At 68.9% G+C, this 19,670-nt stretch carries 11 protein-coding genes; 7 read left to right on the plus strand and 4 right to left on the minus strand.

What is annotated here, in order from left to right:
- Positions 1–172 precede the first annotated feature (172 nt).
- Entirely contained in the window at positions 173–886 is a 714-nt protein-coding gene (locus M9945_RS05550) for a pyrimidine 5'-nucleotidase (RefSeq protein WP_367943745.1), read from the plus strand.
- Positions 887–891: 5 nt separating this feature from the next.
- Here M9945_RS05550 and hrpB read toward each other — a convergent pair whose 3' ends face one another.
- Positions 892–3,354 (minus strand): ATP-dependent helicase HrpB, encoded by a 2,463-nt coding sequence (hrpB, locus tag M9945_RS05555; protein WP_367943746.1) that lies wholly within the window; start codon positions 3,352–3,354, stop codon positions 892–894.
- Positions 3,281–4,489 carry an OpgC family protein gene (locus M9945_RS05560; protein ID WP_367943747.1) on the minus strand — a complete coding sequence of 403 codons (1,209 nt, stop codon included), beginning with the start codon at positions 4,487–4,489 and terminating at the stop codon, positions 3,281–3,283. Before M9945_RS05560 ends, hrpB begins: the two co-directional genes overlap by 74 nt.
- 284 nt (positions 4,490–4,773) lie before the next feature.
- On the opposite strand from M9945_RS05560, the gene M9945_RS05565 reads away from it, so the two are divergent.
- The 3 genes from M9945_RS05565 to bfr are packed head-to-tail and all read left to right on the plus strand — an operon-like array spanning position 4,774 to position 5,864.
- On the plus strand, positions 4,774–5,052 hold the full coding sequence (locus M9945_RS05565; RefSeq protein WP_367931055.1) for a hypothetical protein: 279 nt from the start codon (positions 4,774–4,776) through the stop codon (positions 5,050–5,052).
- A gap of 49 nt (positions 5,053–5,101) precedes the next feature.
- Positions 5,102–5,413, plus strand: a complete 312-nt coding sequence (locus tag M9945_RS05570) for a bacterioferritin-associated ferredoxin (protein ID WP_367943748.1) — start codon at positions 5,102–5,104, stop codon at positions 5,411–5,413.
- Complete coding sequence (gene bfr / locus M9945_RS05575) at positions 5,379–5,864, plus strand: bacterioferritin (protein WP_367943749.1); 486 nt, start codon at positions 5,379–5,381, stop codon at positions 5,862–5,864. Before M9945_RS05570 ends, bfr begins: the two co-directional genes overlap by 35 nt.
- Positions 5,865–5,936: 72 nt before the next feature.
- Here bfr and M9945_RS05580 read toward each other — a convergent pair whose 3' ends face one another.
- Both M9945_RS05580 and M9945_RS05585 read right to left on the minus strand, forming a co-directional pair.
- Positions 5,937–7,727 carry a glucan ABC transporter ATP-binding protein/ permease gene (locus M9945_RS05580; protein ID WP_367943750.1) on the minus strand — a complete coding sequence of 597 codons (1,791 nt, stop codon included), beginning with the start codon at positions 7,725–7,727 and terminating at the stop codon, positions 5,937–5,939.
- 251 nt (positions 7,728–7,978) lie between these two features.
- Complete coding sequence (locus tag M9945_RS05585) at positions 7,979–16,453, minus strand: glucoamylase family protein (protein WP_367943751.1); 8,475 nt, start codon at positions 16,451–16,453, stop codon at positions 7,979–7,981.
- A gap of 269 nt (positions 16,454–16,722) precedes the next feature.
- Between M9945_RS05585 and M9945_RS05590 the strand changes: the two genes are divergently transcribed.
- From M9945_RS05590 to M9945_RS05600, 3 genes are all read left to right on the plus strand, one after another.
- Positions 16,723–17,928 (plus strand): ABC transporter substrate-binding protein, encoded by a 1,206-nt coding sequence (locus tag M9945_RS05590; protein ID WP_367943752.1) that lies wholly within the window; start codon positions 16,723–16,725, stop codon positions 17,926–17,928.
- Between the two features lie 234 nt (positions 17,929–18,162).
- On the plus strand, positions 18,163–18,921 hold the full coding sequence (locus M9945_RS05595; RefSeq protein ID WP_367943753.1) for an ABC transporter ATP-binding protein: 759 nt from the start codon (positions 18,163–18,165) through the stop codon (positions 18,919–18,921).
- Positions 18,914–19,657, plus strand: a complete 744-nt coding sequence (locus M9945_RS05600) for an ABC transporter ATP-binding protein (protein ID WP_367943754.1) — start codon at positions 18,914–18,916, stop codon at positions 19,655–19,657. Before M9945_RS05595 ends, M9945_RS05600 begins: the two co-directional genes overlap by 8 nt.
- The last annotated feature ends 13 nt before the right edge of the window (positions 19,658–19,670 follow it).

Below are 19,670 nucleotides of genomic sequence, written 5' to 3' on the forward strand. Positions count from 1 at the left end.
CGGCAAATTTGAAATATCGCGGTTTATCCCGCCGCCGCGCGCTTCATTCGGCCGTGCAAATCGGCTAGAGCAGCGGGCATTCAAATGCCCGTTGCTCCCGCTGTTTGATTTAGCCGCATTTATGCGACTCTGGACGATTTCGTCCGGCTGCAAAATGCTCTAGGCACAAGCCATGACCGAGACCCCCGATCCCAAACGCTTCACCCATGTCACCGACTGGGTGTTCGACCTCGACAACACGCTCTATCCGCACAAGACGAACCTGTTCTCGCAGATCGACGTGCGCATGACGGCTTACGTCTCGGAGCTGCTCCAGCTTTCGCGCGAGGAGGCGCGCAAGCTCCAGAAGCAGCTCTATCTCGAATACGGCACGACGATGAACGGGCTGATCGTTCGCCACGGCATCGACCCCGACGATTTCTTGAACAAGGTCCACGACATCGACTATTCGTGGGTCGCGCCCGATCCGGCGCTGGGCGCGGCGATTGAGGCGCTGCCGGGGCGCAAGTTCATCTTCACCAACGGCGACCGCCGCCATGCCGAGCGCACGGCCCGCCAACTCGGCATCCTCGACCATTTCGACGACATCTTCGACATCGTCGCCGCCGACCTGACGCCGAAGCCGGCCGCCGCGACCTACGACAAGTTCGTCGGCCTGCACCGGGTCGATGCGCGGAACGCGGTGATGTTCGAGGATCTGGCGCGCAACCTCGAAGTGCCGAAGCGGCTCGGCATGACCACGGTGCTGATCGTGCCGAACAATTTCGAGCCGACCTTCTCCGAGATATGGGAGCGCGACGTCAACAACGAGGACGACGTCGATTTCGTCACCGACGACCTCGCCTCGTTCCTGAACACGGTTCTCGCCGGCCTGCCGAGGCGGTAGGGGCTTCAGCCGCGCGGCTTGGCGCGGCTGGTCGCCTGCGCCTCGCGCGGGTTTTCCGGCCAGTGATGCTTGGGGTAGCGCCCGCGCATGTCGGCACGCACGTCGGCCCACGAGCCGCGCCAGAAGCCGGGCAGGTCGCGCGTGGTCTGGATCGGGCGATGGGCGGGCGACAGGAGCTCGAGCGTCAGCGGCACCGTGCCGCCGGCTATTCCCGGATGGCGGTCGAGCCCGAAAAGCTCCTGCACCCGGATCGAAAGCACCGGCTGGTCCTCCTCGTAGCGGATCGGCACGGTGCTGCCGGACGGCGCGGCATAATGGGTGGGCGCGAGCGCATCGACCTTGCGCTGCAATTCGTGCGGCACCAGCGCCATCAGCCCGTCATGCAGCGCGCCCGGCCCGATCCGCGCCAGCGACGGCTCGCCGGAAAGGAACGGGAGTAGCCAGTCGTCGAGCCGGGCGAGAAGCGCCTCGTCGCTCACGTCCGGCCATGGCGCGCCCAGCCCCTTGTGGAGCCAGGCGAGCCGGCGGCGCAGGCTTTGCGCGCCCTTGCCCCAGTCGAGGAGGGAAAGCCCGTGCGCGCGGATCGCCTCGATCACCGCCCGGTCGGCGTCCGCGCCCTTCGGCGCGGGAAGCTGGCGCTCCGACATAAGGATCGCGCCGAGCCGCACTGTCTCGCGCACCCGCACCGCACCCTTGTCGGCGTCGAAGACGGTTTGCCTCTCCGTCTCCAGCCGCTCGGTGAGCAGGCTCCTCACGTCTTCCTCGGTAATAGCGGCGGCCTGGGCGATGCGGGCATTCTGCGCCTTGCCCTGAAGGTCGGCGACGACGAGGAAGGCTTCGCCCGCCAGCGGATCGGCGGCGTCGAGCATCGCGCCCCGCCCGTTGGCCAGCACGAACCGGCCGTGCTCGCCGCGCGCCTTCGCCACCCGGTCGGGATAGGCGAGTGCCAGCAGCGCGCCAGTGGAGGCATCGTCCGAGGCGCCGTCCGCCCCGGTCTTGCCGCCGCCCGCCTGCCGCGCCAGCCGCTGCGCCAGCGTCCGCGCGCCCTCGGCCCGCTGGCCGCGCTCGCCGCGGAACCGGGCGAGCCGCCGGTCGAGATCGACCGATGTGCCGCCCAGTCCGCGCTCGGTGACGAGGATGGCGAGCTCGGCCGCCCTGCGCTTGTCGCCGGCCTCGGCCACCATGTGCGCCAGCCGCACGGGCAGCGAAAGCCGGCGCATGGCGCGGCCCGCGTCGGTCAGCCGGCCTTCGTCGTCCAGCGCGTGGAGGTTGCGCAGCAGCGTCCTCGCTTCATTGAGCGCCGGCGCCGGCGGCGGGTCGAGGAAGGAGAGCGTCGCGGGATCCGAGACGCCGAAGGCGGCGCAATCGAGGACGAGGCCGGAAAGGTCGGCTTCCGTAATCTCCGGCGGCGTGAAGGCGGGCAGCGCCGCTGTCTGCTCGGCCCGCCACAGCCGGATCGCGACGCCCGGCGCGGTGCGGCCGGCGCGCCCCGCCCGCTGGTCGGCCGAGGCGCGGGAGGCGCGCACCGTCTCCAGCCGGGTCAGGCCCGTCGCCGGCTCGTAGCGCGGCAGGCGCGCGAGACCGGAATCGATAACGACGCGCACGCCGTCGATGGTGATCGAGGTCTCGGCGATCGAGGTCGCCAGCACCAGCTTGCGCCGGCCCGCCGGGGCCGGGCGGATCGCCGCGTCCTGCGCCCTGCCGTCGAGTCCGCCATAGAGCGGGGCGATGTCGACATCGCCGGGCAGGCGGCCAGTGAGCAGCCCGGTGGTGCGCTCGATCTCGCCCTGTCCGGGCAGGAAGGCGAGCACGCTGCCGTCCTCCTCGGCGAGCACTTGCCGGCAGGCGGCGGCCACCGCCTCCTCGATGCGGGTCTCGGCTGCCCGCCCGGCGTGGCGCAACTCGACCGGGAACGAGCGCCCCTCGCTCTCGATGACGGGCGCGTCGCCGAGCAGTCGTGCCACCCGCGCGCCGTCGAGCGTCGCCGACATGACGAGAAGGCGAAGCTCGGGCCGGAGCGCGCCCTGCACGTCGAGCGCGAGCGCGAGGCCGAAATCGCCGTCGAGCGAGCGCTCGTGGAACTCGTCGAACAGGATGGCGGCGATGCCGGGCAGCTCGGGGTCGTCGAGGATCATGCGCGCCAGCACGCCCTCGGTGACGACGAGGATACGGGTTGCGGCGGAAGTCCGGCTTTCCATGCGCATGGCGTAGCCGACCGTCGCGCCCGGCTCCTCGCCGAGCAGCGCGGCCATGCGCCGCGCCGCGGCGCGGGCGGCGAGCCGCCGCGGCTCGAGCAGCAGGATGAGGCCGTCGCCGCGCCAGCCCTCGTCCAGCAGCGCCAGCGGCACCAGCGTCGTCTTGCCGGCGCCGGGCGGCGCGACGAGGACGGCGCTGCTAGCTGCGGACAGGGCTCGCAGCAGGCGCGGCAGCGCCTCCGTGACGGGCAGGGGGGGCAGGGCGGGCGTCATGATAGGGCGGTATGCCCGATGTCGGGGCCGTCCGCCAGCCATTGGCCACGCCGCGATACCACTCGATGTAATAGGCGAGCGCGAACTGCAGGAAGATGCCTGTGGCGAGGATCGTCAGGTCGCCTGTCGCCGAGGGGATGTGGACCATCCGCCAGGCCTGGGCCGCCATCGCCAGGATCGTGCCGAGCACGAACACCGACAGGCCGTGCCGGCCCATCACCGCGAGCGGGTTGGCGTAAGGCAGGCGGAAGAGGTTCGAAAGCCGCGGCAGCACGGCGATGAGATAGGCGGCGGCCAGAACGTGGAGCAGGCGCGGGGCCGACAGGAACGTCTTGTCGAAGCCGGTCAGCACCGCCGGCAGGCCGAACGACGTGTCGATGCCCCAGAGCGGGATCTTCACCCACGCCCAGGAGAGCAGCAGGTAGAAGGCGGCCGACAGCGCCAGAAACGGGCTCTGCGGCAGGCGGCCACCGCGCTTGACATGCAGCGCCGCCGCGACGCCGACGACGAACAGGAACTGCCACGACAGCGGGTTGAGAAACCATATGCCGTCATTGGGATAGTTGGGCGGGCCGATGCGCCAGATGCCGGCGGCGAGCCAGACCGCGCCCGACGCCGCCACCATCGCCCCGAGCCCGAAGGCGCGGCCGATCAGCAGGAAGGCCGGCAGCAGCAGAAGCACCACGGCATACATCGACAGGATGTTGTTGTAGCCGAGCTGGTGGCCGAGCGTGGCGATGCCGACCAGCGCCGCGGCGGTGTCGTCCATCACCGGGCGGATGTTGATCTGCGTCATCAGCTCCGGCACGGCGTAGTGCAGCGAGAAGAAGGCGAAGATGGCGAGCGTCGCCATCGTCGTGCCGAGCTGGGCGATGTAAAGGACGCCGGCGCGCCGCCACATCTTCAGCGACGTCGCCAGCCCCGCGCCGGCGGAGAACTTTCCGCCGTAGGCCAGCGCCGCCGACACGCCCGAGATCAGCACGAACGCCTCGGCCGCGTCGGAGAAGCCGAAATTCTTCGTCGTCAGCGGCTCGATCAGGTTCTGCGGTACGTGGTTGATGAAGATGGTGAGGAGCGCGAGCGCTCTCAACACATCGATACGGGTGTCGCGGACGGTGAGGGCAGGGGTGCTCATACGGTACGAAAGCCTTCAGGGCCGCATCGGTTCCCCCGAATGCCGGCATTGTTACATCGCGTGTATCGGCAAGCCGCGGCAAAGCGGCCAGGATGAGGCAACTAGCTGAATTGCGTGCGTTTTCCCCCGCGACATAGAGTCACTTTTTGTCGCAGCCCGTCATGAAGGAAAGCCGGGTTCCCGCCTCGCGGCGAGGCCGCCGGCCGGCAGTTTGGAATCGTTCCAAATCTATTATGAGTATTCTTGTCAGGTTTGGATTGACACCGCCGCGCCGAGGAGGCTTTATGGGCGCCGCGCGCTCGCGCACCTTTGATGTCTGGGCCTTGAACCCGTTCGATTGGAGGCAGGAGATGCAATCTTCCCCCATGGCTGCCTATGCGGTCCGCCCGCGCCACGGCCTCGTTTCGGCAGCGAGGCGCAAGGCGGCGTCGGCGTCGCCGCTGCTCGCCACGACGCTGCTGACCGCGGCGGTCTTCCTTCTGCCCGCGCCCGGTGCGCGGCAACAGGCGCAGGCCTCCGCCGGCCAGATCGAGGTTCCGAACGTCCCCGCCGCCCTCCGTTGAGGCGGTCTAGCCCGGCCAGCCCTCAAGCGGCGGCCCAGCGAGTAGATCGATGCTTGTCTGCCACTGCAACGTGATCACCCAGAAGGAGATCGAGAACACGATCGTCGAGCTTCTCGATTCCGATCCGTGGCAGCTCATCGTGCCTGCGAAAGTTTATCACACGCTCAACAAGCGCGGCCGCTGTTGCGGCTGCTTCCCAAATGTGGTGGAAACGATCATTCGGGTAACCGAAGACTACCATCGCCGTCTCGGCGGCATGGAAGCCGAGATCGTACCATTCCTGGACCGCGTGCGTGGTTTGCGCGGCCAGTACGGGAGCTTGAGCCATGAAGGGCGACGAACGGATCATAGAGCGGCTTAACGAAGCCTTGTTCCTCGAGCTGGGGGCGGTCAACCAGTACTGGTTGCACTATCGCCTGCTCGACGACTGGGGATACGCGAAGCTCGCCAGGAAAGAACGTGCCGAATCGATCGAGGAAATGCACCACGCCGACAGGATCGTCGAGCGCATCATCTTCCTCGAGGGACACCCCAACCTGCAGAAGGTCGGTCCGCTGCGGATCGGCCAGAACGTCAAGGAAGTGCTGGAAGCCGACCTTGCCGGAGAATACGACGCCCGCACTTCCTACAAGAAGTCGCGCGAGCTGTGCGACGAGCTGGGCGACTATGTCACCATGGCCCTGTTCGACGAGCTGCTGAAGGACGAGGAAGGCCATATCGACTTCCTCGAAACCCAGCTCGAGCTGCTCGGCAAGATCGGCGAGGAGCGCTACGGCCTGCTCAACGCCGCCTCGGCCGACGAAGCCGCATAGACACGGGCGACCGGAAAAGAAAACGGCCGGCTGGATGATCTCCAGCCGGCCGTTTTCGTTGGGGAGGGCTGCCTACGCCGCTTCGGGCGGCTGCTGCGTCGCGAGGTCCATCGGCACGCTGTGCAGCCTGTCGGCCCCGCCGAGCAGGCCGCCGGCGCGCAAGAGCGCGGCGAACCGGCCCTGGTCGCGCTGGGCAAGCTCGCGATAGCCGCCGATCTCGACGATCTCGCCCTTGTCCATGAAGATGACGAGGTCGGCGTCGCAGACGGTCGAGAGCCGGTGGGCGATGACGAAGGTGGTGCGCCCGGCGCGCAGCCGGTCGATGGCCGCCTTGACCCGGGCCTCGGTCTCGACATCGAGCGCGCTGGTCGCCTCGTCGAGCACGAGGATCGGCGCGTCCTTCAGCACCGCGCGGGCGATGGCGATGCGCTGGCGCTCGCCGCCGGAAAGCTGGCCGCCGCGTTCGCCGGCGACCGTGTCGTAGCCGTCGCTCTTGGCGAGGATGAAGTCCTGCGCGGCGGCGGCCGTCGCCGCCTCGTGGACCTCGTCATAGGTCGCGGCGTTGCGCCCGAGGCGGATGTTCTCCTCGATGGTGCGGTTGAGCATCCCTGCATCCTGGAACACGGTGGCGATCTGCGCCCGGAGCGAATCGCGGGTGATGGTCGAGATGTCGATGCCGTCGATGCGGATCGTGCCGGCGTCGGGCTCGAACACCCGCTGGAGCAGGTTGACCAGCGTGGTCTTGCCCGCGCCGGTCGGACCGACGATGGCGACCGTCTTGCCCGCCTCGACATGGAACGAGACGTCGTGGACGCCGGCGCCGGAGCCGGGAAAGCGGAAGAAGACGTTCTCGAAGGCGATCTCGCCACTGAGGCGCCCGACCGGCCGCGCGCCCGGCCTGTCCTCGCGGATCGTAGCTGCGTCCTCGAGCGCGTAGAACGGCTCCAGCTTGGCGCGCGCCTCGAACACCTGGTTGACGAAGCCGGTCAGCTGGTCGAGCCGGCCGATCAGCAGCGTGGCGAAGCCGGCGAAGGCGACGATGTCGCCGATTCCGAGATGGCCGCGCTGGACCAGAACCGCGCCGATGCCCAGCACCACCATCATCGAGATGGTGGCGGAAAGCCGGTGCAGCGCGCTCGCCAGCGCCCACCAGTTCAGCACCGGGAACTGCGCGTCGAGCAGCCCGGCCGTGTAGCGGCGCAGCGCCTCGGCCTCGTGCGCCAGCCGGCCGTAGCTCTGCAGCACCGAGACGTTGGAGATCGAATCGGAGACATGGGCGAAGACGCGGTGATAGTGCTGCTCGACCTCGGCCTGGCCGCCCTTGGTCTTGGCCATCACCGCGCGGCTGATCGCGACATAGGACGCGCCGAGCGCCAGCAGCACCGCGGCCATGCGCCAGTCGAGCGTCAGCGCCGTGGGGATGAGCAGCATCAGGGCAACCGCCGCCGACAGGTGCTGGCGCATGAACTCGAGCCAGAGCGAGAACAGCGTCTCCATGGCGCGCAGCAGCGTGTGCAGCGACTGCGACGTGCCGTGGCGGTGATGCCAGGCGAGCGGCATGGAGACGACCTTCTCGAAGGAATCGGCGAGCACCTCGGCGCGGCGGCGATGCGCCAGCCTGTCGGCGCCGCGGGCGACGAGGACGAAGGCGACGATATTGAACACGCCGAGCCCCGCCCATGCCGCGACCTCGCCGGCCACGCCTTCCTCGTCGGAGATCGATTCGATGATCCGGCCGAACAGGATCGGCTCGGCTATCATCGCCATCGCGAGCGCCGCGTTGGCGGCGCAGATGATGACGACGCGCCGCTTTTCAGCGGCAAGGTAGGACAATGCCCGCCAGTAAACCTGAAACAGTGACAATCGGCTTCCTCAACGCGTCTGCTGCATTGCACAACGCAGGACGTTATGCGCGACTACATCAGCCATCAATGATGATTGCGGCGTTCGGTTGCCCATGAGCGAACAAGAAAGGCGACAGACGGATATGGTTCGTGAGGATGTAACAAGCTGAAATAAAAGGAATAACGGCGAGATGGCGGCAAAGTTGCGGCAAGCGACGGGCGCCCGGCGCCGGCAGGACCGGCACCGGGGTCCGGCAGGGGATCCGCGCATCAGCCGACGACGACCCTTATCTCGTACTCACCGCCAGTGTGCAGCGGCACAAAACCGTCCTTTGCCGGCTTGCCGTCGACGAAGAGGCCCGCCTTCGGGCCGCGCTCGACGGTGATCCGGTAGCTGGCAGGGCCGACACGCAGCCGCGCCGTAAAGCCGCTCCAGGCGGCGGGAAGAGCGGGTTTCACATAAAGGCGCCCGCCCTCGCGGCCGATGCCGAGAATGTTCTCGACCGCGACGCGATAGAGCCAGCCGGCCGAGCCGGTGTACCATGTCCAGCCGCCGCGCCCGGCCTTGTCGCCCTCGCCATAGACGTCGGCGGCGACCACATAGGGCTCGACCCGGTAGTGCTCGGCCGCCGTCTCGTCGAGCGCGTGGCTCACCGGGTTGACCATCGAGAACAGCCGGTAGGCGTCGTCGGCGCGGCCAAGCTCGGCGAGCGCCGCGATCAGCCATGTCGCGCCGTGGGTGTACTGCCCGCCATTCTCGCGCACGCCGGGCGGATAGCTCTTGATGTAGCCCGGCTCGCGTGCGCTGTGCTCGAAAGGCGGGGTGAACAGCCGCGCGATGCCGGCCTTCTCGTCGACCAGCATGTCGAGCGCCTTCGACACGGCGGCGTCGGCGCGGTCCGGGTCGCCGATCCCCGACAGCACCGCCCATGACTGGGCGATGGAATCGATGCGGCATTCGTCCGATTGCGCCGAGCCGAGCGGGGTGCCGTCGTCGAACGTGCCGCGCCGATACCATTCGCCGTCCCAGCCATGGGTTTCGAGCGCCTGCTTCAGCCGTTCGAGATGGGCGAGCCAGCCGTCGGAGCGGGCGACGTCGCCGCGCTCCCGGGCGAGGGGAGCGAAGTCGCGCAGCGTCTTGGCCAGGAACCAGCCGAGCCAGACGCTGGTGCCATGGCCCTTCTCGCCGACCCGGTTCATGCCGTCGTTCCAGTCGCCGCCGAGGATCAGCGGCAGCCCGTTCGCGCCGGTGCGGCGCACCGCGAGGTCGAGCGCGCGGGCGCAGTGCTCGTAGAGCGGGACCGTCTCGCCGGAGGTTTCCGGCGTGAAGAAGGCGTCGTGCTCGCCCTCCTTCAACTCCGGCCCTTCGATGAACGGCAGGGACACGTCGAGGATGGCGCGGTCGCCTGTCGTCCTGACGTAGTGGTGCGCGGCATAGCCGAGCCAGACCACGTCGTCGGTGATCATGGTGCGCACGCCGGCCCCGGTGCGCGGCAGCCACCAGTGCTGCACGTCGCCCTCGGCGAACTGCCGCCCGGCGGCGTTGAGGATCTGGGCGCGGGCGAGCGAGGGATCGTGGCCGATCAGCGCCAGCGTGTCCTGGAGCTGGTCGCGGAACCCGTAGGCGCCGCTCGCCTGATAGAAGGCGGCCCGCGCCTTCACCCGGCAGGCGAGCGCCTGATAGGGCAGCCAGGTGTTGACCATGGCGTTGAAGGCCGGATCGGCGGTCTCGACCTGGAGCGCGCCGGAGAACGCGTCCCAGTATTGCCGGTTGGCGGCGAGCCTCGCGCCGAAATCGGCGTCGAGATGCTTTCTCGCCAGCGCCACCGCCTCGTCCGCCGAGCCGGCGTCGCCGAGCACGACGTGAAGGGCGGCGCTGCCGCCGGGCGCGATCTCGACCGTGCAGGCGAGCGCCGCGCACGGGTCGCGGCCGGGCTCGCAGGTGCCGGAAAGGGCCGTGCCCTTCAGCACCGCGCCGGGCATGGCGGACGAGCCGCCCGCGCCGATGAACTCGGCCCGGTCGCAGGTGAAGCTCGGGTCTTCTCCATCGCAGGCGAGGAAGGCGGTGCGGTCGCCGAAGTCGAGATGGTAGGGATTGCGCGCCAGCGCCACGCCGCTTTCCGTGTCGCAGGTGGGCACGATGGTCGGCGCGCTGCGCGGCCGGCTGTTGCCCAGCACCCATTCTGCATAGGCGTAGACGCGCAGCCGCACCGTCTCGCCGGTATCGTTCTTGAGGTCGAGCCGCTGCACCTTGACCGGGTCGGCGGGGTCGACGAGCTGGGTGATGGTGGCGGTCAGCCCGCCGCGCTCGACGGTGAAGGAGGAAACGCCGCGCCCGTGGCGCACCTCGTAGGTCAGCGCCGGGTCGCGCAGCAGGCCGGCGAAGGGCGAGAAGGCCGCGCCGCTGTCGAGGTCGCGCAGGTAGATGCCTTCGCCCGGCCGGTTGACGGCCGCGTCGTTCGACCACGGCGTCAGCTGGAAGTCGCGGCTGTTGCGGCTCCAGGTGAAGGACGCGCCCTCCGAGGAGGTGTGGAAGCCGAAATTCTCGTTGGCGATGACGTTGACCCAAGGCTGCGGCGTCGTGCGCGTGCCGGAAAGGCGCACCACATAGTCGCGCCCCTCCTCGGCGAAGCCGCCGAACCCGTTCCAGAAGGCGAGGCCGCCGCCGTCCGCCGGCTCGCCGGCAACGGGCTCCCCGGCGGGGGCGGGCAGGGGCACCGCCTCGCGCCGGACGGCGCTTACCTCGGCGCGCTCGATCTGGTCAAGGATCGGGCCGTTCCGCGTGTGCAGCACGACGCGGGCGGCGGCGATCAGCGTCGCATAGGTCACGTCGTCCATCAGGTCGCGGCGCACGGCGAAGATGTGCTGGCGCGGCCCGAGCTCGCGCCCGTGCATGCGCGCGGTCTCGCACAGCCGCTCGATGGCCTGTTGCAGGTCCTGCACGTAGGAGGCGGCCTGCTCGTTGACCACGACGAGGTCGAAGACGAGGCCGCGCGCGCGCAGATACTCCTGCATCCGCAGGGCCGAGGCGACGATGTCGAGGTCGGCGACGTCGCCGATGCGCACGGCGAAGATCGGGTAGTCGCCGGAGATCGAGGTCGGCCACAGCGCCGATTGCTGGCCGAGGCCGGCGGCGATGGCGGTATCGGGAGCGCGCAAGGCAGCGCCAGGCAAGAGGAGGTAGCGCGCCAGCTTCTGCACGCCCGCCGCCTGCGACAGGGTGAGGCCGACATGGCGCGTCTGAACCTGCGAGCGGGTCCAGGCCAGCATCGCCTGCCGCTCGAACGCGTCGGGCTGGCGGAAATGGTGAAGTGCGGCCTCGACGTCGGCGCGGTTGGCCGCCGTCAGGGTCCAGAAGGTCAGCGACACCTTCTTGCGCGCCGGCACCCGCACCCGCGCGCGCAACGCCATCGCCGGGTCGAGCGTGAAGCCGCACGCGCCGGAAAGCCGCGCGCCGCGGTCGAAGGCGGCGGCGTCGGCCAGCGAGCGGCCGCGGCCGATGAAGGCGCGCCGGTCGGTCTCGGCCTCGATCTCGCGCGAGACGCCTTCGCCATGGGTGAGAAAATGGGCGAGCGCGATGGCCGGCTCGCCGTCGGAGCGCCGCCGCCGCTCGGCGAAGATGGTCGAGGTGGCCTCGTCGATGTCGGTCTTGACGAACATCTTCGAGAAGGCGGGGTGGACGCTGTCGGCGATATCGTAGGCGAGCGCGATCTCGGCGAAGGAGGTGACCTCGACATGGCGGTCGCGGTCGCTCTCGTTCCACAGCGTGATGCGGCGCGCCTCGCCGTTGCCTTCCGAAAGCACGATGCACTCGACCTCGGTGCTCAGCGTGTCGACGGTCTTGATGAAGGTCGCCTTGTCGTCGCAGAAGAAGGCGTGCCCGGTCTCGCCGGGCGCGCGCTTCGGCTCGGCGGTGGCCGACCACCATTCGCCGCTTTCCCTGTCGGAGACGAACAGGAAGGTGCCGGTGCGCTCCTCCGCCCCGTCGCCGTCCCAGCGCGTCACCGCGATCTCGCCGGCACGGCTGTAGCCGGCGCCGGTCGCCGTCACCATGACGTTGTAATAGCCGTTCGACATGACGTTGGTCGCCACCGGCGCGGTCAGCGGCTCCTCGATCAGGCGCGAATCCGGCCGCTCGTCGGTGAAAGCGGGCTTGACCCGCTCGCCGGAGTCGGCGCGGATCGGCATCGACGGCACGGTGCGCGGCGCCTTCTCCTGCAACAGCAGCTCGGCGGCGACGATCACCGGGTCGGAATGGAAGCGCTCGCGCATCCGCCCCTCGAACACGGTGTTGGCGACAGCGACGATGGACATGCCGTGATGGTGCGCCATGAAGTTGCGCACGACCGCGTGGCTCTTGCCCTGCGGCAGGCGGGCGGGGGTGAAATCCACCGCGTCGTGGAAGCCGTAGCGGCCGAGTGCGCCGAGCGCCTTCAGCCGCTCGAGATTGTCGACCGCGTCGGCCGGGCGGAACTGGGCGGCGAGCAGGCTCGCATAGGGCGCGATCACCGTGTCCTGCCCCAGCCCGCGCTTCAGGCCCAGCCCCGGCACGCCGAAATTGGTGTACTGGTAGGTCAGCTCGCGGTCGCGGGCGTTGTAGGCCGCCTCCGACACGCCCCACGGCACGCCCTTCTGGCGGCCATAGGCGATCTGCCGGCGGATCACCAGATGGCTGGTGTGGTCGAGGATGCCGCCGCGCGGCTCCTTCATCACCAGCGGCGGCATCAGATATTCGAACATCGAGCCGGACCACGACATCAGCGCGCCGGAGAAGCCGATGGCCGTCACCGGCCGGCCGAGCCGGAACCAGTGCTCGGCGGGCAGGTCGCCCTTGGCGACGGCGAACAGGCTGGTCAGCCGCGCCTCGGAGGCGAGGAGATCATAGCACGCCTCGTCGAGCTGGTGCTCCTCGACCCGGTAGCCGATGGAGAGCAGCTTGCGGTCGCGCCGCATCAGGAAGGCGAAATCCATCTCGAAGGCGAACTGGCGCGCCCGGTCGCGCAGCGAGACGAGCCGCTGGCGCAGCCGCCCGACGCCGGTCTCCTCGGTGTGCGCGTCGGCAAGGTGTCCCTCGCACGCCTTTTCCAGCCGCTCGCTCCACAGGACGAGGTCGCCGCTCGCCGCCGAGCCGATCTCCTCGTCGAGCGCGCGCGCCAGCTTGCGGATGTCGGCGGCGAGCACGGTCAGGTTGAAGGCGCGGATCGAGGCGGTCTCCGGCTCGCGGCGGATGGTCTCGACTGCGCGGCGCAGGCCCTCGATGCGCTCGGCGAGCCGCCGGCGCAGCGGCCGGAGCGGCCGCCGGTCGTCGGGCAGGATGTCGAGCGTTTCCTCGAGGATGGCGGCCGCGTCGAGGATGCCCTCGAAATCGCCCTGGAGGTGGGCCGCCGGCGCAGCCGCCCAGTCGTCGCAAGCCGCGGCGATGGCGACGAGGTGGCCGGCGAAGTTGCCGCTGTCGACCGAGGAGATGTAGTGCGGGGTGAGCGGCTTCAGCGTACGCGTCTCGTACCAGTTGTAGAGATGGCCGCGATGGCGCTCCATCTTCTCGACGGTCGAGACCGTCTTCTCCAGCCGCTCGACGGTTTCGGCGAGGGAGATCCAGCCGAAATCGCGGGCCGAGACGACGGAGAGCAGGTAGACGCCGATATTGGTCGGCGAGGTGCGCGCCGCCACCACCGGCTCGGGGTCTTCCTGGTAGTTGTCCGGCGGCAGCATGTTGTGCTCGACCGTGACGAAGGTCTCGAAATAGAGCCATGTCCGGCGCGCGATGTGCCGCAGCGCCGTGGCGTCGCCGGGCGCGACCTCGATCTTGTCCTCGGTCTCGGCCGACTGGCTGATGAACCAGGCGAAGGCGGGCGATCCGGCCCATATCAGGGCGAAGAACGCGGCGACGAGCGTGCCGGTCGAGCCGCTGAGAAGGGGCAGGGCGACGCCGGCCGCCGCGATCGGCAGCGCCCCGGCCATAGCCCGGTAGTGGCTCATGAGGTCGCGTCCGTTGGAGCGGGCGGCGGCCGAGGCGGTGCGCCATTCCAGCATGTGGCGGCGGCTGACGACGAGGCGGTAGAGCGTGCGCACGATGGCGTCGCCCATCGACCAGGCGTTGTGGGCCATCAGCACCACCTTCGCCACCACCTGGGCGCTGGCGAAGGCTGCGTCGCGCCCGAAGGCGGCGAAATGGCTCGACAGGGTCGAGCGCCCGTCGCGCGGCACGAGCGAATCGAGAAGGCCGAAGGTCAGCGACAGGAACAGGCTGGCGATCAGCAGCGCCTGCCACTGCGCGGCATAGGCGAAGGGCATCAGCGTCCAGCCGGCGATGGAGGCGCAGACCCACAGGATCGGCGTCAGCGAGCGGCGCAGATTGTCGATCATCTTCCAGCGCGACAGGCCGGAGACGCCGGAGACGGGACTGAAAATCCACGGCAGGAGCTGCCAGTCGCCGCGCGCCCAGCGATGGTGGCGCGAGGCGTCCACGAGATAGCGCGTCGGATAGTCCTCGATCAGCTCGACGTCGCTGACGAGCGCGGCGCGCGCATAGGCGCCCTCGATCAGGTCGTGGCTCAGCACCGCGTTCTCGGGGATGCGCCCCTTGAGCGCGGCCTCCATCGCGTCGACGTGATAGAGCCCCTTGCCGGTGAAGGTGCCTTCGCCGAACAGGTCCTGATAGACGTCGGAAACCGCGAAAACGTAAGGGTCGAAGCCGCGATTGGCCGAGAAGACGCGCTGGAAGAACGAGGCCTCGTCGCCGGTGGTCAGCGACGGGGTGACGCGCGGCTGGAGGATGCCGAAGCCGGAGGTCAGCCTGCGCCCGGCCGCGTCGAGAACCGGCCGGTTGAGCGGATGGGCGAGCTTGCCGACGAGCTTGGCCGCCGCGTCGCGCATGGTGCGGGTGTCGGCGTCGAGCGTCAGTACGTATTGCACGTCCTGCGGCAGCGCCTCGCCGGGGGTGAGGCCCGGTGCCAGGCCCGGTGCCAGGAACGTGGTGTCGTGGTCGCCGCGCAGCAGGGCGTTCAACTCGTGCAGCTTGCCGCGCTTGCGCTCCCAGCCCATCCAGCAGCCTTCCGCCTCGTTGTGGAGCCGGCGGCGGTGCAGGAGGAAGAAGCGGGCATGGCCCTCCTTCGGATAGCGGGCATTGAGCGCGGCCACCTCCTTGCGGGCATGGGCGAGGAGGTCGCGGTCGAACTGTGTTTCCTCGACCTCGCTGTCCGGCCAGTCGGACAGGATGGCGAAATGCAATTCGCCGGTCATGTTGGCGAGGTAGTGGACCTCGAGGTTGCGCACGGCCTCCTCGACGTCGTCGCGGCTGCCGATCATCGTCGGCACCGCGATCAGGGTGCGGGCCGCGGCCGGCACGCCGTCGCGGAACTCGTAGCCGATCAGCCGCGCCGGCTTGACCAGTGCCGAGACGGCGGTGTTGTAGAGGCCGACCGCGGCCTCCAGCGCCGGGGCGGCGAACAGGGCGAGCAGCAGGACAAGCGCGCCCGTGTCGAGGCCGACCGGGGCGAGCGCGTGGTACAGCGCCGTGACGAACAGCGCCGTCACCACGAGGACGGGCGCGACCACGCCCACCCAGCCGCTGCGACGCACCGCCCGGTGCAGCCTTTCGCCGAAGGTGGGGGGGTAGCCGACGGCGCGCTCCATCTCGCGCCGGCGCGGGCCGACGAGGAGCGCGCCGACATCCTTGCTGCCGGCCAGCTCGATGGCGGTCAGCGCGACGGCGCGCTCGTCCTTGCCGGAGCGCTTGGCCAGCTCCTCGATGGCGCGGCGATAGGCGTCGCGCGAGGGGAAGTCGAGCGCGGAGAAATCAGAGCGCTCGCGCAGCAGCCGGTCGATCCCGCTGACGTCCTCGAACCAGACCGTCCAGTCGATGTCGTCGAGAAGGCGCAGCCCCTTGATGATGTTGCTGGTGGTGACGTTGCCGGCCGACAGGTTGGCGTGCTCGGCCGCGGTGATCTTCTCTGCGTCGGTGCCGGCGGCTTCCAGCGCCGCCTCGAGCCAGGCGAGGCCGGCATGCGAGGTCTGCGAGCCGTCGCGCAGCCGGTGCAGCAGCTGCGTGGCGAAAGTGCGCTCGCGCGCGTGCTCGGCATGGGCGGCGAGGATTTCCGCCTCGGTGCCGCCGGGGGCGGTCGCCAGCTTGTCGGCGACCTCGTTGGCGGCGAGCCGCATGGCGCGCGCCCGGGCCACCCGCAGCGCCAGCCGGCGCAGGTTCTCCACCAGCACGAAGCGCAGGATCGACGGCAGCGCCCACAATTCGCCGATGCGCAGCGGCTGGATTTCCTGATATCCCTCGACGATCTCGCGAAAGCCCGCCTGCGTCACCGCGCTGTCGGCCTGCGACACATAGGCCCAGGCGATGGCCAGCACCCGCGGTGCCTCGGTGCCGGGCATCAGCGGCAGCTGCCGGTAGAAACGGGGCGGCAGGTCGCGGCGGATGCCGACGATGGCGTCCTCGACGACGTGGGAATTGTCGAGCAGCCAGTTGGCCGCCGGGGTCACGCTCTCGCCGGCCTGCTGCGCGCGGTCGAGCGCGTTGATGACGGCGCGGATATGCGCGGCGTTCTCGGCCGTTCGCTCCTTCGGGTCGAAGGGCTGGAAGCCGGGCAGGAGAAGCCCGTCCATTCCTTGCGCCAGCAGGCGCCCGAGTTGGCGCAGGTCGCCATGCGGGGCGATGAGGGAGCGGATGGGAGCCTCGCTGTCGCGAGGCGCGGTTTGAGGATCAGACCGAAGTTTCGGACCGATATTGACGTTCATTCTGTTCGTGTCTCAGCAGGTCAATGAAACAGGGTGCGCGGACCGGACGGCCACGCGCGAGCGCAATACGCTTAAACCGATTGAGCGGCCATTTGGTTCCTGCTTCCGGCGCGGTCCGCGGCAACACAATTTGTTGCGGCGCGAAATGTCGGCGGCAATTGCGCACAGTAAAGCACAGCGGGTGTGCACGAAATAGGGTCGATCTCGCGGGCATGATTTGATGTACTCGCCTTTGTCCGTCGTTATGACGGGCGATCAGGGAGGAGATCATGAAGCGTTTTGGCATAATCGCGGCCCTTTTGGCCTCGACTTCTTTCGCCTCGGCCCAGCAGCTCAGCGACGGCGTGGTCCGCATCGGCGTGTTGAACGACCAGACCGGCACCTATGCCGATTTCGGCGGCCTGACCTCGGCGGAAGCCGCGCGCATGGCGGTCGAGGATTTCGGCGCCGAGGCCAAGGGCATCAAGGTCGAGATCGTCTCGGCCGACCACCAGAACAAGGCGGACGTCGCCTCGGCGCTGGCGCGCCGCTGGTTCGACGTCGACGGCGTCGACGCGATCGCCGACCTGACCAACTCGGCCGTCGCCATCGCCGTCAACACCATCGGCAAGGAGATGGGCAAGGTCACGCTGATGACCGGCCCGGCGACCACGCGCCTGACCAACGAGGACTGCTCGCCCACCGGCTTCCACTGGGTGTTCGACACCTATTCGCAGTCGGTCGGCACGGCGAAGTCGGTTCTCGAGCAGGGCAAGGATTCGTGGTTCCTGCTGACCGCCGACTACGCCTTCGGCCACCAGATGGCGGCCGAGATCACCCGCGTCGTCGAGGAAGGCGGCGGCAAGATCGCCGGCAGCGTCAACCATCCGCTCGGCAGCCCCGATTTCTCCTCGTTCCTGCTTCAGGCGCAGGCGTCCGGCGCGCAGATCGTCGGCCTCGCCAATGCCGGCACCGACACGATCAACGCCATCAAGCAGGCGGGCGAGTTCGGCATCGCCCAGGGCGGGCAGAACCTCGCCGGCCTCGTCATCGTCATCTCCGACGTGCATGCGCTCGGGCTGGAGACGGCGCAGGGGCTTCTCGCCACCACCGCCTTCTACTGGGATCGCGACGACGCCAGCCGCGAATGGTCGAAGCGGTTCCAGGAAAAGACCGGCCGCATGCCGGGCATGGTGCAGGCCGGCACCTATTCGTCGGTCCTGCATTATTTGCGCGCCGTCGAGGCGGCCGGCACCGACGACGGCGCCGCCGTCGCCGCGAAGATGAAGGAAACGCCGGTCGACGATTTCTTCGCGCCGGGCGGCACCGTCCGCGCCGACGGGCGGCTGGTCAAGGACATGTACCTCGTCGAGGTCAAGTCGCCGGCCGAATCGAGCGGCGCGTGGGATTACTACAAGGTGCTGCGCACCATTCCCGCCGCGGATTCCGCCCAGCCGCTCGAACAGAGCGCCTGCCCCTTCGTCAAGGACAACTGAGTCTGCGGTCCCGCCGGCGTCCGGCTTCGCGGCCGGATGCCGGCGCCCGTTCATCTTTCCGGGCGGATGTCGATTATCGTATTTATACGAGCTTGTGCTTGCGGGCGAGGTTGTGCAAGTTTCCTCGCAGGGTGAAAAACCAAACGGCCGAAAACGGCCCGAGCGCTTCCCGGGAGGAGGGCTCATCCGAAGAACCCGCGTCTTCCTGGCGCGGCAGATGGGTATGAGGAACGCATGAGCGAAGACGGCATCATTCTTGCCGCGTCTGGTCTTACGAAGGAGTTCCGCGGTTTCTTCGCGGTCGAGGGTGTGGACCTGCGCGTGAAGCGCGGCCAGATCCACGCGCTGATCGGGCCGAACGGGGCGGGCAAGACGACCTGCTTCAACCTTCTGACCAAGTTCCTGCCGCTGACGCGCGGGACGATCACCTACAAGGGCGAGGACATCACGGCCTTGTCGCCGGCCGCCATCGCGCGGCTGGGCCTCGTGCGCTCGTTCCAGATTTCGGCGGTGTTTCCCCACCTGACGGCGCTGGAGAACGTGCGCATCGCATTGCAGCGCCAGCGCGGCGACTCCTTCGACTTCTGGCGCTCGCAGAAGGTGCTGTCGGCGTTCGACGACCGGGCGCGCGAGCTGCTCGACGATGTCGGCCTGTCGGCGTTCGAGGCGGTGAATGCGGGCGACCTTCCCTACGGCCGCAAGCGCGCGCTGGAGATCGCGACGACGCTGGCGCTGGAGCCGGAGATGCTCTTGCTCGACGAGCCGATGGCCGGCATGGGCCACGAGGACGTCGAGCGCATCTCGGCGCTGATCAAGCGGATTTCCGCCAACCGGACGATCCTGATGGTCGAGCACAATTTGTCGGTCGTCGCCTCGCTGTCGGACACGATCACGGTGCTGGCGCGCGGCAAGGTGCTGGCCGAGGGCGACTACGCCACGGTGTCGAGGGACCCTCGCGTCATCGAGGCCTACATAGGAGCCGGACATGGCTGAGGCGGCTGTGGCACAGAACACTCCGGCGGCTGCTTCCGCGCCGCTTCTGGTCGTCAAGGACCTTCAGGCCTGGTACGGCGAGAGCCACGTCCTGCACGGGGTGTCGTTCGACGTCCGCCCCGGCGAGGTGGTGACGCTGCTCGGCCGCAACGGTGCCGGCAAGACGACGACCTTGAAGTCGATCATGGGCATCCTGCCCAAGCGCAAGGGCTCGGTGACGTTCGAGGGCAAGGAGCTGATGCACCTGCCGGCGCGGCATGTCGCGCGGGCCGGCATCGCCTTCTGCCCCGAGGAGCGCGGCATCTTCGCCTCGCTCGATGTCGAGGAGAACCTGATGCTGCCGCCGCAGGTCAAGCCCGGCGGCATGACGGTCGAGCAGATCTTCGAGCTGTTCCCGAACCTCAAGGAGCGGCTGTCGAGCCAGGGGACGAAGCTGTCCGGCGGCGAGCAGCAGATGCTGGCGATCGGGCGCATCCTGAGGACCGGCGCGAAGATGCTGCTGCTTGACGAGCCGACCGAGGGGCTTGCCCCCGTCATCATCCAGCAGATCGGCCGCACCATCGCGCGGCTGAAGCAGGAGGGCTTCACCATCGTGCTGGTGGAGCAGAACTTCCGCTTCGCCTCGACGGTGGCCGATCGCCACTACGTCGTCGAGCAGGGGAAGGTCGTCGACATGATCGAGAACGACCAGCTCGACCAGAACATCGGAAAGATCGAGGCCTATCTCGGCGTATGACAAGATAAGGCGC

It is taken from the genome of Aquamicrobium sp. (assembly GCF_023954335.1).
Classification (GTDB): domain Bacteria; phylum Pseudomonadota; class Alphaproteobacteria; order Rhizobiales; family Rhizobiaceae; genus Aerobium.